The sequence below is a fragment of the Burkholderia diffusa genome (assembly GCF_001718315.1).
Classification (GTDB): domain Bacteria; phylum Pseudomonadota; class Gammaproteobacteria; order Burkholderiales; family Burkholderiaceae; genus Burkholderia; species Burkholderia diffusa_B.
In genome coordinates this window covers 1,497,932-1,511,198 of record NZ_CP013363.1, presented here as the reverse complement: position 1 = coordinate 1,511,198, position 13,267 = coordinate 1,497,932, and the positions used below count along the sequence as shown (strand labels likewise).

The 13,267-nt window shown below is 67.2% G+C and carries 13 protein-coding genes; 5 read left to right on the top strand and 8 right to left on the bottom strand.

Features of this window, described 5'->3' with window-relative positions; translation table 11 throughout:
* The first annotated feature begins 59 nt into the window (after positions 1-59).
* Both WI26_RS22020 and WI26_RS22015 read left to right on the top strand, forming a co-directional pair.
* Positions 60-1,076 carry an aldo/keto reductase gene (locus WI26_RS22020; RefSeq protein ID WP_069227194.1) on the top strand — a complete coding sequence of 339 codons (1,017 nt, stop codon included), beginning with the start codon at positions 60-62 and terminating at the stop codon, positions 1,074-1,076.
* A gap of 135 nt (positions 1,077-1,211) precedes the next feature.
* Complete coding sequence (locus tag WI26_RS22015; protein ID WP_069227193.1) at positions 1,212-1,952, top strand: sulfite exporter TauE/SafE family protein; 741 nt, start codon at positions 1,212-1,214, stop codon at positions 1,950-1,952.
* A gap of 99 nt (positions 1,953-2,051) precedes the next feature.
* On the opposite strand, the gene WI26_RS22010 is transcribed toward WI26_RS22015, so the two are convergent.
* From WI26_RS22010 to WI26_RS22000, 3 genes are all read right to left on the bottom strand, one after another.
* Positions 2,052-4,214, bottom strand: a complete 2,163-nt coding sequence (locus WI26_RS22010) for a hypothetical protein (RefSeq protein WP_069227192.1) — start codon at positions 4,212-4,214, stop codon at positions 2,052-2,054.
* Between the two features lie 482 nt (positions 4,215-4,696).
* Positions 4,697-5,083, bottom strand: a complete 387-nt coding sequence (locus tag WI26_RS22005; protein ID WP_059464816.1) for an ester cyclase — start codon at positions 5,081-5,083, stop codon at positions 4,697-4,699.
* A gap of 53 nt (positions 5,084-5,136) precedes the next feature.
* Positions 5,137-6,033, bottom strand: coding sequence for a LysR family transcriptional regulator (locus tag WI26_RS22000; RefSeq protein WP_069227191.1), 897 nt, complete (start codon positions 6,031-6,033; stop codon positions 5,137-5,139).
* Positions 6,034-6,567: 534 nt separating this feature from the next.
* Between WI26_RS22000 and WI26_RS21995 the strand changes: the two genes are divergently transcribed.
* The 3 genes from WI26_RS21995 (at position 6,568) to WI26_RS21985 (ending at position 9,499) form a co-directional block, all read left to right on the top strand.
* Positions 6,568-7,416, top strand: coding sequence for a peptidoglycan DD-metalloendopeptidase family protein (locus WI26_RS21995; RefSeq protein WP_069227190.1), 849 nt, complete (start codon positions 6,568-6,570; stop codon positions 7,414-7,416).
* A gap of 187 nt (positions 7,417-7,603) precedes the next feature.
* On the top strand, positions 7,604-8,503 hold the full coding sequence (gene bla / locus WI26_RS21990; protein ID WP_069227189.1) for a class A beta-lactamase: 900 nt from the start codon (positions 7,604-7,606) through the stop codon (positions 8,501-8,503).
* A gap of 123 nt (positions 8,504-8,626) precedes the next feature.
* A complete protein-coding gene (locus WI26_RS21985; protein WP_059464658.1) occupies positions 8,627-9,499 on the top strand; it encodes a LysR substrate-binding domain-containing protein in 873 nt (290 codons plus the stop codon).
* A gap of 25 nt (positions 9,500-9,524) precedes the next feature.
* Here the strand turns inward: WI26_RS21985 and WI26_RS21980 are convergent, their stop codons facing one another.
* The 5 genes from WI26_RS21980 to nikC form a co-directional block, all read right to left on the bottom strand.
* Complete coding sequence (locus WI26_RS21980) at positions 9,525-9,860, bottom strand: hypothetical protein (protein WP_059464659.1); 336 nt, start codon at positions 9,858-9,860, stop codon at positions 9,525-9,527.
* A 362-nt stretch (positions 9,861-10,222) separates the two neighbouring features.
* Positions 10,223-10,477 (bottom strand): GlsB/YeaQ/YmgE family stress response membrane protein, encoded by a 255-nt coding sequence (locus WI26_RS21975; protein WP_057924918.1) that lies wholly within the window; start codon positions 10,475-10,477, stop codon positions 10,223-10,225.
* A gap of 145 nt (positions 10,478-10,622) precedes the next feature.
* Entirely contained in the window at positions 10,623-11,384 is a 762-nt protein-coding gene (locus tag WI26_RS21970; RefSeq protein WP_059464661.1) for an ABC transporter ATP-binding protein, read from the bottom strand.
* Positions 11,381-12,307, bottom strand: coding sequence for an ABC transporter ATP-binding protein (locus WI26_RS21965; protein ID WP_420480785.1), 927 nt, complete (start codon positions 12,305-12,307; stop codon positions 11,381-11,383). Before WI26_RS21965 ends, WI26_RS21970 begins: the two co-directional genes overlap by 4 nt.
* The gene (gene nikC / locus WI26_RS21960) at positions 12,297-13,211 is read right to left on the bottom strand and encodes a nickel transporter permease (RefSeq protein ID WP_059464663.1); all 915 of its coding nucleotides are present in this window, start codon (positions 13,209-13,211) and stop codon (positions 12,297-12,299) included. Before nikC ends, WI26_RS21965 begins: the two co-directional genes overlap by 11 nt.
* Positions 13,212-13,267: the final 56 nt, after the last annotated feature.

Sequence of the window (13,267 nt, the reverse complement as noted above, 5' to 3'; positions counted from 1 at the left end):
CGCGCGCCGCAATGCGGCCAGAATCCGGTTCATTCACTCACCACCGCAAGGAAACGGACATGGACAAGCGCCAACTGGGCCGCACGGGCCCGCAGGTATCGGCGGTCGGGCTCGGCTGCATGGGGATGTCGGATCTCTATGGGCCGGCCGATAGAGACGAAAGCATCGCGACGCTGCACGCGGCGCTCGACAGCGGGATCACGCTGCTCGACACGGGCGACTTCTACGGGATGGGCGACAACGAGATGCTGATTCGCGACGCGCTGCGCGGCCGCACGCGCGACCAGGTGCTGATCAGCGTGAAATTCGGCGCGCTGCGCGATCCGGCCGGCGCGTTCGTGGGCTACGACGCGCGGCCGCAAGCGATCCGCAATTTCGTCGCGTATTCGCTGAAGCGGCTCGGCACCGACCACATCGACATCTACCGGCCGGCGCGCGTCGATCCGGCGGTGCCGATCGAGGAGACGGTCGGCGCGATCGCCGATCTCGTGAAGGCCGGTCATGTGCGCCATATCGGCCTGTCGGAGGTGGGTGCCGACACGATCCGCCGCGCGGCGTCCGTCGCGCCGATCGCCGACCTGCAGATCGAATACTCGCTGCTGTCGCGCGGGATCGAGGCTGACATCCTGCCGGTGTGCCGCGAGCTCGGGATCGGCGTGACGGCCTACGGCGTGCTGTCGCGCGGGCTGCTCGGCGGCGGCTGGAGCGCGGCGCGGCAGGGCGAGCGCGACTTCCGCGCGGCCAGCCCGCGCTTCCAGGGCGAGAACCTCGCGCACAATCTCGCGCTCGTGGATGCGCTGCGCGCGATCGCCGACGAGAAGGGCAGCAACCCGGCGCAAATCGCGATCGCATGGGCGCTGTCGCGCGGCGACGACATCGTGCCGCTGATCGGCGCGCGCAAGCGCACGCAACTCCAGGACGCGTGGCAGGCGGTTAAGTTGCAACTAACGGTCGATGATCTCAGTCACATCGAAACGGCGATTCCCGCCGGGGCGGCTGCCGGCGAGCGTTATCCGGCGCCCCAGATGGCGCACCTGGACAGCGAGCAGGGCCAGGGGCCGGCGCACGAGGGATGAACGGCGGGCATGGCGGGATGACGAGGCGACGAGGCCCACCGGGCGGGCCCGAGCCAGCGTCAGGCAAAGCCAGATGGCCGGCGGCGTGACGGTGATTCATCATCGGCGCCGTGTTCACCCGGACGGAACGCCTCCATGCAAACCCATACGCTGACGATCGTCGTGCTGGTCTTTCTGCTGGCCGGCGCGGTCAAGGGCATGATCGGCCTCGGGCTGCCGACGATCGCGATGGGGCTGTTGACGCTTGCGATGCCGCCGTCGGCCGCCGCGAGCCTGTTGCTCGTGCCGTCGTTCATCACCAATGTGTGGCAGCTGTGGCTCGGCCCGTCGTTCGGCTCATTGCTGCGGCGTCTGTGGCCGCTGCTCGCCGGGCTGACGATCGGCACGCTGACGGGCGGGCTGCCCGCGCTCGCGGCCGGCAGCGCGTGGACCCACGCGGCACTCGGCGTCGTGCTGGTCGCATACGGCTGCTGGGGGCTCGCCGCCGCGCGACTGCCCGCGCCGGGTCGATACGAAAAGTGGCTGTCGGCCGCGGTCGGCTATCTGACGGGCGTCGTGACGGCCGCGACCGGTGTGTTCGTCGTGCCCGCGGTGCCGTACCTGCAAGCGCTGTGCCTGCCGAAGGACGACCTGATCCAGGCGCTCGGGTTGTCGTTTACCGCGTCAACGGTCGCGCTCGGGCTGCAGTTGCGCGTGACGGGCGCGCTGCAGACGGTCGATCTCGGCGTATCGGTGCTGGCGCTCGTGCCGGCACTCGCGGGGATGATCGGCGGGCAATATGCGCGGCGCGTGATGAGCGAGAACGCGTTCAAGCGCTGCTTCTTCGTCGGGATGATCGCGCTCGGCGCCTACATGGCGGTTGCGGCGCGGCTGTGAGCGCGTATCGCCGACACGCGCACTGCGCGTTCATCCATGCCCCGAAGCCGGCTTCGAGGGCCGGCTTCGGGGATGCTCACTGAGCGGCAGTCATGCCGCTCAGGCCGGGTCGGCGTACATCAGCGTCCATCCGAACGTGCGGGTGGCGCCCGCACCGAGTGCGAACGGACCGGTCTTGCACGCGAAGTTCGAATGCAGCTGGCCGATCGGCGTCGTCGACAGCGGGTTCGTCGCACCGTTGACCGTGTCGAAGGCGGACAGCGCGCAGGTGTCGAACCCGGACGCCACATAGCCGGTCGCGGTGCTGTTCGCGTACGTCACCGACGCGCTGTCGCCGTTGGCTTGCGTGGATGCGAAGTCCGCGAACGACGCGAAGTCCGTCTCGACCGACAGGTTGCCGGCGAGCGTGCCCGTGCCAAGCGTGTCGCTGCGCGAGATCGTGCCGTGCGCGAACGTCAGCACGGTATGCACCTGCAGGTCGAGGTCCGTCGTGTACGCTGCGTTCTTCGACGCGAGACGGAACTTCGTCGTGTCGAACGACACGATCACCTGCCCATTGGCCTGCTGCACGTTGAGGTTCTTGTAGTACGTGACGGGAACGTAGATCTTCCCGTTGTACGACACCTGCGGCACCAGCAGTGCATAACCCAGATCGGTCGTGCCGTAGATCAGCTTGTCGGAGAACGGCACCGGGTAGTACGGCGTGAACGAGTTGTAGTCGGGCGCCTGGCTGAGATTCAGGTTGATCACGCGGCGCCCGTCGCGCACGGTGAGCAGCGCCGCGTTGTATGGATGCGCGGTATCGCCGGGCTGGTTGTACCAGGTGAGCGTGTAGCGCGGCAACGCGTCGAGCCACTGGTCGTAGCTCGCATCGTCCATCGGCGCCTTGCCGCCGAAGCCGAGCTTGTTCCACCACGCGTTCACGTACAGATACTGGTGCAGCAGGCTGAAGTTCTCGCCCATCACGCGCGGCTTGCCGCGATAGGCGTCCGTGCCGCGACCCTTGACCCACATGTTCACCGACGGTGTCGGCAGCGACGGGTCGTACCAGTACGTGTCGAAGCGACGCGCTGCCCGGTAGATGAACGCATACGCAACCTGCTTTTCCTGGTCGGTCAGCACGCCCGCATTGGCCGCCGCCGTCAGGACTTCCATGAACGCGGAATCGCCGTACGGGCCGATCGAACGGCCGTAGTTGAAGCCCTGGCCGTCGGCATTCAGTTGCGGCAGGATCAGATCGACCGATTTGCGCAGGTAGCCCTTCAGTTCCGGCGTGAGATTGGCCTCGTTGCCCATCTCGAACGTGCGCTCGACCACTTCGCCGATCAGCAGCGTGCTGTAGCGATCGTAGCGCGCCTGGTCGTAATAGGTGGTGTGCGTGTTCGACGCTTCGTCGGAGAACCCGCCCGACGAATCCTTGCGAATGTGGTTCGTCACCGTATAGAGCAGCGCATCGCGCGCGCCCATCGTCGCGACGGCCGGATCGGTCGCAGACGAGAACGACGGATTGCTCCAGCCGAGTTTCTGCCGCAGGCCGGCGATTCCGTAGGACACCGCATAGTAATTCTGCGCGGTGTTGAGCGACGCGATGTCGATCGGTGTGCCGGCGGTCGGGCAGGTGCTGGTCTTGCCGCTTGCATCGGGGCCGAACATGTCGCAGAAGGTGAGCCGTTGCTGCAGCGTCGCGAGCATCGCGTCGCTGAAGACTTCGTTGAGCATGCCGTGCGCCTTCAGGTTGTTCAGCGCGACGAGATAGTAGTACTCGCCCCAGGAGGTGTTTGCATACGTGTAGTTGGTCCCCGACTGCGCCATCATCGCGGTCGTGATTGTCTGGTACGTCGCGAGGTAGCTCGCGTATTGCGGGTCGCCCTTGGACTTCATGTCGATCAGGATGTACGACAGGCCGAGCGCGAGCTTGCCGGGCAGGAATTTGTCGCCGGTGTTCGTGTCGAGCACGTGAACCGGCGAACCGTCGCCGAGATCCATGACGACCTGCGTGAAGTCGGGCGACTTCCGGATCAGGTCGAACAGCGCGCGCATCTGGCCCATCATCGTGACCGGAATGTTCGTGCCCGCCGGCACGCTGGTGTCGGGGGCGCCGTAGACGAGCGCCTGCAGCGAGTTCGGCGCGAGCGCCGGGGTCGATGGCGGAGGTGACGACGGCGGCGGGGCCGACACGTCGTTGCCGCCGCATGCGCTGACGAACAGGACGGAAAGGGCGCTGAGCGCGGCGCCGAGCGCGAATCTGCTGCGCGTATGCATTGTGTCTCCAGGTTCGAATAGTGATGAAAGACAAGCGGGTGCAGCCGTTGCCGCGCTCGACCCTGGGCGTCCACCTTGAACCCTGATCCCTGCAGGCGGACGGCTTCGGTCACAACTCGAGCAGGCGCGCGTTCCCCCCTGAGCGGGCGATGGCCACCGTGCGCCGGCCCATTGGAAAACGTTTTCCAAATGTAGGCATCGATTGCTTCTGTGTCAATGTGCTTTCACGCCGGATGCGCCAGTGAAAACCCGAATGATCGAAGCGGGAGGTGTGATGGAGATTGCGTGTTAAGGGGGAATTTCCGCGATTTATTGTTATTTTCGCTGCGGTGCAGCGTGACGTATCGGCAATGGCGGACGCATCGGAAAGGAATTCGAGCGACGCGTTTCCGTTGGAATGTCGTGGAAAACGTTACCCATAAGGCTCGAATTCAGCCGCATATCGGCCGTCGATGCCGTCCGGCGGCCGTCCCGCAGCGATGCTAAAGCTGCGCTTCGATCGCGGCCTTGTCGATCACCGACCAGACCTGCCGGATCTTGCCGTCGTGAAATTCGTAGAACACGTTCTCGGCGAACGTGATGCGCGTGCCGTCGACGGCGAGCCCCATGAACCTGCCGCTCGGCGCGCAGGCGAAGCGAAGCCGGCATGCGATGCGCGGCGGTTCGCACACCAGCAGCCGGATCTCGAAATGGAGATCGGGAATGTCGCGGAAATCCTGCTCCAGCATCGCGCGGTAGCCGGCCAGGCCGAGCGGCCGGTCGTTGTGGATCACGTTGTCGGCGACGTACTGGCCGAGCGCCGGCCAGTCCTGGCGGTTCAGGCAGTCGATGTAGGCGCGATAGTGCAGGGCGAGATCGGATTTCGTCATGTCGGCGGTGCCTCCTCGTGTCTCGACCGGCTGTTGCGAATGGCGCGCGGCGTTCAGTGCGATGACGTTTCGCCCGACAGATACGACACGAACGCCTGCGTATATTTGGGCAGCGCATCGAACGATCTCGCGCAGAGCGTGAGCTTGCGGTGGCTCCATGTGTCGGACAGCTCGACGAGCCGCACGTCCATCGTCTGCATCGCGCGCTCGGCTGCATGGCGCGACACGATGCCGATTCCCACGCCGCTTTCGATCACGCGGCAGATCGCATCGAAACTCTTCAGCTGCACACGGTAGCGGATCCGCTTGCCGAGCGCACGCGCCTGGTCGCCGAGATGGACTTGCAGCGCGCTGCCGTCGGTCAGCCCGATGAAATCCGCGTCGGCGATCTCGTCGAACGCGACCTTGCCGCGCGCGGCGAGCGGATGCCCGGCCGGCACGACCGCGATCAGCCAGTCCTCGCGGAACGGCTTCTGCTCGAGTCCGGTGAGTCCGACCGAATCGGCGACGATGCCGACCTCGGCCGTCTTGTTGCGGATCGCGTGCACGATTTCCTGGCTCGAGCGCTCCTCGACGCTGATCGACAGTTTCGGATGATGCGGCAGATATGCGGCGAGCGCGTCGGGCAGGTATTCGCTCAGTGACGCCGTGTTGCACAGCAGCCGGATATGCCCGCGCAACCCCTGGCCGTATTGCTGCAGTTCTCCGCGCATGTGGTCGATCTGCTGCAGCACCGTGCGTGCGTGGTGCTCGAGCGCGCGGCCGGCGTCGGTCACCTGCGCGCCGGACTTGGTCCGGTGCAGCAGCGGCACGCCGAGTTCGTTCTCCATCCCGCGAATGCGTTCGCTTGCTGCCTGCAGCGTGATGTGGGTGCGCTCGGCGCCGCCCGTGATCGTGCCGGCCTCGCAGATGTTCAGGAAGAGCCGCAGGTCGGTCAGGTCGAAGCGCATGGCGGGGTGGGCGTGTGAGGATTGGTATGGCCGATAAGTTAGCAGGAACCGTCGCGCCGGTCTCAGGCTGCGCCTGAGACGCCGTTCGCCGGTTCCGCATTTTCGGGGCGGGATCGATGCCGGATCATGGCCGCATATCAACCGGGGGAGACTGTCATGCGGGTCGATTCGTCGTGGGGCGTGTCGTTCAAGATTGCGTTGCACGTGCTGTTCCTGTGCATCGGCGTCGCGTGGGCCTGCGCGGAACTGGTCGACTGGCTGCGATGAACGAGCGGCCGTCAGAGGCCGCAGCGGCTGTCCGACGCGACCTTGCGCGCATTGAAAGCCATTCGAAATATCGGCGCATTGCGAAATTTCTTCCGCATCGCACACCAAACCCCGTCAAGTTTTTCCGAAATCGACCGTATTACCGGTAACGAGTGTCCGCCGGCGCCCCGTTCGTGATCGTTTGTCATCATTGTTTGCATCCGGTTACACGTCGGCCGTTCCGTTTTTGAGATGCTTGAAAGATTGTCAAACCGGAGTCGATCGTCCATGAAACAGCGCGAGATTTGCCGCAAGTCGGCGTGGCTGCCCGGCCTGGCCGCGGTGCTCGTCATGGCCGGTTGTGCCAGCTCGCAGTCCGTCCCGCCGAGCGACACGCTGGCGGGCTCGGCATCGGGCCAGCCTGTCGCCACGCAGGCGGCCGCGCCTGCGACGCCGCCTGCGCCCATTCTCGTCGCGCAGAAGTACGTGGTGAAACGCGGCGACACGCTGTCGGGCATCGCGTCCGCGAACGACTGCAGCGTCGCCGATCTGCGCACCTGGAACAAACTCGATGGGCGAGGCCGGCTGCGCATGGGCCAGGTGCTGCGCATCGTCCGCCAGCAGCCGTTGCAGGCATCGGGCGCGACTGGCGGCGCACCGGCTGCCGCGCCGGCCGCCGCGAGCACTGCGGCGGGCGACGCGCAGGCGAGCGCGTCGGCGGCGAGTGATCGGCAGGTCGTGAAGGAAATCAGGCGGCATGCGGGTGCGGTGGCGCTCACGTGGCCTGCGCGCGGCAAGATCGTCGACGCGTTCCGGCCCGGGCAGAACCGCGGCATCCAGATCGCCGGCCGGCCGGGCGATCCGGTGCGCGCGGCGGCCGACGGCCGCGTGATGTACGCGGGTAGCGGCCTGAACGATTACGGCACCCTGATCATCGTCCAGCACAACGCGGATTTCCTCACGGCCTATGCGCACAACCGCAAGCTGCTCGTGAAGACCGGCGACATCGTGCGCCGGGGCGACGAGATCGCCGAGATGGGCGACCTCGACAACTCGCGTGTCGCGCTGCTGTTCGAAGTGCGGCGCGACGGCAAGCCGGTCAATCCGATGCCATACCTGCCTTCGTCGCAAGGCTGACGCGGGCCGCGCTCGCTGCTACGCTAGGGCCTGTTCACTGCGTCCCGCCGCATGCGGGCCGACGGGCGTCTTCGGGGATGCGCGGCGCAAGCCGTCGCGAGCCGGCCGTCGGCGTGAATGCGTGTGCATCGTCGATGCGCACGCGCGTTGCTCCGTGCCACCGTTTCCGACCGAACACCCTTCATCCATGGAACACTCACCGACCCGCCGCTCGCTGTTGCTCGCCGCCGTCGCCGCGCCGTTCGTCGCCGCGTGCTCGTCCGCGCCCGTCGCCGACCAGGGGCGCGCACATGCCGCCCAGGCTGAACTCGCCGCGCTCGAAAAAGCGTCGAACGGCCGGCTCGGCGTTGCCGCACTCGATACGTCGAACGGCACGCGCATCGCGCATCACGCGCGCGAGCGCTTCCCGCTGTGCGGCACCTATGCGGTCGTCGCCGCCGCAGCGATACTCGCGCGCGGCTCGCTCGACGCGTCGCTGCTGCCGCGTCGCATCCTGTATCGCCGCTATGAAGTCGTGGCTGGCTCGCCGGTGACGGAAAGCCACGTCGACACGGGGATGACGATCGCACAGCTCTGCACGGCGATGCTGCAGTCGGGCGACAAGGGCGCCGGTAACCTGCTGATGGGCGTGCTCGGCGGCCCGCAGGCGGTCACGGCGTTCGCGCACGAAAGCGGCGACACCGTGTTCCGGCTCGACCGCTGGGAACCCGAACTGAACCAGGCGGCGCCCCGCGACGAGCGCGATACGTCGACACCGGTCGCGATGGTCGACACGCTGCAGCGGTTGCTGCTCGGCGATACGCTGCGCGAACCGGAGCGTGCGCAGCTCACGGAATGGATGACCGGCGGCGCGCGGAGTGCGACCGGGATCGCGGCCGGCGTGCCGCCCGGCTGGCGCATCGCGGACAAAATCGGCACCGGCGGTTACGGCACGACGACCGACGTCGCGGTGCTGTGGCCGCCGTCGCGCGCGCCGATCGTGCTGGCCGTGTCGTTCACGCAGCCGCGTGCCGACGCGGCGGCACGTGCGGACGTCGTCGCATCGGCGGCGCGCATCGCGACGAGCGCGTTCGCCGCCACGGCCTGAGCGCCCGACGCACCTCGCGTAAAGCCGGCGTTTGGCTTATCGTGTCGATCAGCGCGCGCCGGTGTGGGCGCGCGGTCTTGCCGCGCCGTCGACCGGTGCGGTCGATCCGTCTACCCCTTCGTCATGCGCCGACTTCCGCCCCTGCACGCGTTGCAGATCTTCTCGACGGTGGCCCGCCACCGCAGCTTCACGCGCGCGGCCGAGCAGCTGTGCCTCACGCAAGGCGCGGTGAGCCGGCAGATCCAGACGCTCGAGACGCACTACGGCTTTCCGTTGTTCAAGCGGCACGCGAAGGGCCTCACGCTGACGGCGGAGGGCGAGCAATTGCTGCCGGTGGTCAACGAGAGCTTCGCGCGGATCGAGGACATCTCGATGAAGCTCACGCGGCAACGCACCGATCTCGCGCTGAAGGTGCCGACCTGCGTGATGCGCTGGATGCTGCCGCGCATCATGCGCTTCCAGGGCGAGCATCCCGAGCTCCACGTGCAGATCACGACCGCGTGGCAGCACGTCGTCGACTTCTCGACCGAGCCGTTCGATGCGGCGATCGTTTACGGTACGTCGCCGGGCGCCGGCGTGTTCGCGCTGCCGCTGTTCGACGAGCGGTTGACGCCGGTGTGCGCGCCCGAGCTGCGGCGGGCCGCGCCGCTCGACGCGGTCGGCGATCTCGCGCAGCATACGCTGCTGCATCCGACGCGCGACCATCGCGACTGGCGCGCGTGGCTCGATCATGCGGGCGAGCGTGCCGTCGACGCAGAACGCGGGCCGACCTTCGACACGCTCGATCTGGCAACGAACGCGGCGATGCAGGGTTTCGGCGTCGCGATCGGCGACGTGACGCTCGTCGACGACGACGTCAGTGCGCGCCGGCTCGAACGGCCATTCGACATCGTGCTCGAGACCGGCGCCCGCTATTTCTTCGTCTATCCGGAAAGCATCGGCAGCCAGCAGAAGATCCGCGCGTTCAGCGACTGGATCGCCTGCCATCGCGACTGACGCGCGACGTCTGCGGCAGCGGGTGCTACTGATACGTCACGATGGCGATCATCGGCGCATGCGCGTCGCCCGCACGGTCAGGTAAAACGATTGCGCGCGAGGCCTGCGTAAAGGTGGTGGTCTTGATCGTGCGCAGGCTGGCCGCGTCGACGAACGCGACTTGCCCGTTTGCCGGACGCGGGCAGTCGGGGCGCACGTGCGCGTGAGCTGCGTCGGCCGTGTCGAGCGCGAACGAGCACGGCGGCTCGACGATCATGCCGGTGAAGTGGATGACGCCGGACGCGCCGGCGGCAAAAGACGAGGACGACGCCAGAAGCGAGGCAGCCAGGGCAAACGAGGCGGCAAACAGGCGATGCTTCATGACAGGCTCCAGAGAGGAAGCGCGTCGCAGCGGGGCCGCTCGAATGGCAGTCCGTCAACGCTGCGATGCTGTATGCGTAAACGGCAATTCCATCGGACCTCTTGAATGAAAAACGCGAAATAACGGTAATAAGCAAATGACGCCGTATTCCTCCAATCAATTTATCCCAAATTTGTGCGCCCGCAAGTCAGGGTATTGCCGATGGCGTAGGCTCGCGGCAATCTCGCCAATGGACACGGGCTTTGCAGGTGAATCGTTGAGGACTCAACGATTCGAGGAGCGTGCGAATTGCAGTGTGCGGAAAAGAAAACGGCCGCTCGTGTGACGAGCGGCCGTTCCGTATCGACGCGGAGATGTGGCGGTCAGCCCGCGCGCTTGCGCACCGCGCCGACGATCACGAGCAGCACGATCGCGCCGATGATCGACGCGATCCAGCCGGCGCCCTGGCCCGGCGCATACCAGCCGGCAGCGCGGCCGACGTAGCCCGCGACGAGCGAGCCGACGACACCGAGCACGACGGTCATCAGGATGCCCATCTTGTCGTCGCCGGGCTTGAGCGCACGGGCGAGGAGGCCGACGATGAGCCCGACCACCAGGGTTTCGATGAATTGCAGCATGAACGCCTCCCTATAGCTGTTGAGTTGTTGACGAAAGGAAATGGACCCGCGCGGCGCGCGAGGGTTCCATTCGACGGTGCGCCGGTGCACTGGCGCACCGACGCGCGGGGTGCCGAGTATCGCACGCCCGCGCGTCGCGCACGTGTCAGGCGACCGGATCGAGGCGACGGTAACCTTCGGTCGCGCGCAGCAGCGTGCGCGTGTAGTCGCGTGCGACCTGTCCGGCGCGTACGTCCTCGATCCGCAACTGCTCGACGATCTCGCCATGCTGCATCACCGCGACGCGCTGGCACAGGAAGCCGATCACCGCCAGGTTGTGACTCACGAGGATCATCGTCAGGTTGCGTTCGCGATGCAGGCGGCGCAGCAGGTTCAGAATTTCGGCCTGCACCGACACGTCGAGCGCGGAGGTCGGCTCGTCGAGCAGCAGCACGCGCGGCTCGACGATCAGCGCGCGTGCAATCGCGACACGCTGGCGCTGGCCGCCCGACAACTGGTGCGGATAGCGGAAGCGGAACGCCGGGCCGAGGCCGACTTCGGACAGCGCGCGGGCGATGCGCGCGTCGGCGTCGTCGATCCGATGGATCGACAGCGGCTCGCGCAGTGTCTGGTCGACCGTGAAGCGCGGATGCAGCGATGCGTACGGATCCTGGAACACCATCTGCACGTGGCGGCGGAATGCGCGATCGGGTGTGTCGCCCACGGGCCGGCCATCGATCGACAGGCTGCCGCCTGCGAGCGGCACGAGGCCGGTCAGCGCACGCAGCAGTGTCGACTTGCCGGAGCCCGATTCGCCGACGAGCCCGAAGACTTCGCCGTCGCGCACCGCGAAACTCGCATCGCGCACGGCATCGACGTGACCCGTGCGGGTCGGAAAGCGGATCGAGGCGTGATCGACGTCGATCATCGTGCGGTCTCCTGAGGTTCGAGCGACGACGGCGCGGGCGAAGCGGCGTCGAGCCACGCCGGATCGCGCCGCAGCACGGGCAGTTCGTCGGGCGGGTTCGCGAGCGGCGGATTCGCCGCGAGCAACCCGCGCGTGTAGGGATGCGTCGCGTTGCGCAGGTCGCGCGCGGCGCAGGTTTCGACCACGCGCCCCGCATACATCACCGCGACGCGATCGCAGAACGACATCACGAGCGGCAAGTCGTGGCTGATCAACATCAGGCCCGTGTTGTGCCGCGCGATCATCGCGTCGAGCACCGCGAGCACCTGCATCGATACCGCAACGTCGAGCGCGGAGGTCGGCTCGTCGGCGATCAGCAGGCGCGGGCCCGTCGACACCATCATCGCGATCATCACGCGCTGACCCATGCCGCCCGACAGCTCGTGCGGATACGCATCGGCGACGCGCGCCGGATCGCGGATCTGCACGGCCGCGAGCGCATCGACGATCCGCTCGCGCAGCGCGCGGCCGCGCAAGCCCGGCTCGTGCAGCCGGAATGCTTCGCCCATCTGCTTCGCGACGGTCATTACCGGGTTCAGCGAATATTTCGGATCCTGCAGGATCATCCCCATCTGGCTGCCGCACAGGCGCCGGCGCTCGCTCGCGGACATCGCGAGCAGGTCGCGACCGCCGATGCGCATCGTGCGGGCCGACCAGCGCGCGGCTTCCGGCAGCAGGCCGAGCAGTGCGCGGCCCGTCAGCGACTTGCCGGAGCCCGATTCGCCGACGATGCCGAGCCGTTCGCCGGGCGCGAGCGTGAGCGACAGGTCGCGCACGGCGTCGGACACGACGCCGTCGTGTCCGCGGAAACCGATCTTCAGGCCGTCGATCTCGCAGAGCGGCGGGGATGCGTTGATGGAAGTCTGTGGCATGTCACGCTCCATGACGCGGATCGAAGACGTCGCGCAACCCGTCGCCGAGCAGGTTGAACGCGAGGCTGACGAGGAGGATCGCCGCGCCGGGCAGCGTCGCGACCCACCACGCGTCGAGCAGCACGTTGCGGCCCGATGCGACCATGAAGCCCCATTCGGGGCTCGGCGGCTGCGCGCCGAGGCCGAGGAAGCCGAGGCCGGCGACGGTCAGGATGATGCCGGCCATGTCGAGCGTCGCGCGCACGATTACCGACGACATGCACAGCGGCACGATGTAGCGCAGCAGGATCCGCGGGCCCGATGCACCTTGCAGGCGCGCCGCGTGGATGTAATCGGCCTGCGCGATGCGGATCGTCTCCGCGCGTGCGAGCCGCGCATACGCGGGCCACGCGGTGATCGAGATCGCGACGACCGCGTTGATCACGCCCGGCCCGAGCGCGGCCGCGAATGCGAGCGCGAGCACGATCTTCGGGAACGCGAGCGCGATGTCGGTGATGCGCATCAGCACGCTGTCGACGAAACCGCCGCAATAGCCGGCCGTCGTACCGATCAGGAGTCCGATCGGCACGACGATCACGACGACGAGCAGCGCGATGCCGAGCGTGAGTCGCGAGCCGTCGATCAGCCGCGAGAGGATGTCGCGGCCGAGCTGGTCGGTGCCGAGCCAGTGCGACGGCGAGCCGGGCGGCAGCAGTCGGTCGGACAGCACCTGGCGCAGCGGATCGTGCGGCATGATCAGCGGGCCGACGATGGCGACGACGATCAGCGCGACCAGGATCGCGAGCCCGAACAGGTTGAGCGGATTGGTGGCGAAGCGGCGCCAGCGGCGATATGCGAGGCCGAATGCGGCCTGCGAGCGCGACGCAGGCGCATCGGAAAGCAGCCACGCGCGCAGTGTGAGACGTTCGGCATTCATGGTCGGGTGGCCTTCGGCATGGATGGGACGAGAAGCAGAATGGAAACGGTCATGTC

What these genes read in the sequence shown, in the direction of transcription:
- WI26_RS22005 (WP_059464816.1), bottom strand. Translation starts at nt 5,083, where the DNA reads ATGACGAAATCCGATCTCGCCCTGCACTATCGCGCCTACATCGACTGC.
- bla (WP_069227189.1), top strand. Translation starts at nt 7,604, where the DNA reads ATGGAACACTCACCGACCCGCCGCTCGCTGTTGCTCGCCGCCGTCGCC.
- WI26_RS22000 (WP_069227191.1), bottom strand. Translation starts at nt 6,033, where the DNA reads ATGCGCTTCGACCTGACCGACCTGCGGCTCTTCCTGAACATCTGCGAG.
- WI26_RS21970 (WP_059464661.1), bottom strand. Translation starts at nt 11,384, where the DNA reads ATGATCGACGTCGATCACGCCTCGATCCGCTTTCCGACCCGCACGGGT.
- WI26_RS22015 (WP_069227193.1), top strand. Translation starts at nt 1,212, where the DNA reads ATGCAAACCCATACGCTGACGATCGTCGTGCTGGTCTTTCTGCTGGCC.
- WI26_RS21965 (WP_420480785.1), bottom strand. Translation starts at nt 12,307, where the DNA reads ATGGAGCGTGACATGCCACAGACTTCCATCAACGCATCCCCGCCGCTC.
- WI26_RS21980 (WP_059464659.1), bottom strand. Translation starts at nt 9,860, where the DNA reads ATGAAGCATCGCCTGTTTGCCGCCTCGTTTGCCCTGGCTGCCTCGCTT.
- WI26_RS21995 (WP_069227190.1), top strand. Translation starts at nt 6,568, where the DNA reads ATGAAACAGCGCGAGATTTGCCGCAAGTCGGCGTGGCTGCCCGGCCTG.
- WI26_RS21975 (WP_057924918.1), bottom strand. Translation starts at nt 10,477, where the DNA reads ATGCTGCAATTCATCGAAACCCTGGTGGTCGGGCTCATCGTCGGCCTC.
- nikC (WP_059464663.1), bottom strand. Translation starts at nt 13,211, where the DNA reads ATGAATGCCGAACGTCTCACACTGCGCGCGTGGCTGCTTTCCGATGCG.
- WI26_RS22010 (WP_069227192.1), bottom strand. Translation starts at nt 4,214, where the DNA reads ATGCATACGCGCAGCAGATTCGCGCTCGGCGCCGCGCTCAGCGCCCTT.
- WI26_RS22020 (WP_069227194.1), top strand. Translation starts at nt 60, where the DNA reads ATGGACAAGCGCCAACTGGGCCGCACGGGCCCGCAGGTATCGGCGGTC.
- WI26_RS21985 (WP_059464658.1), top strand. Translation starts at nt 8,627, where the DNA reads ATGCGCCGACTTCCGCCCCTGCACGCGTTGCAGATCTTCTCGACGGTG.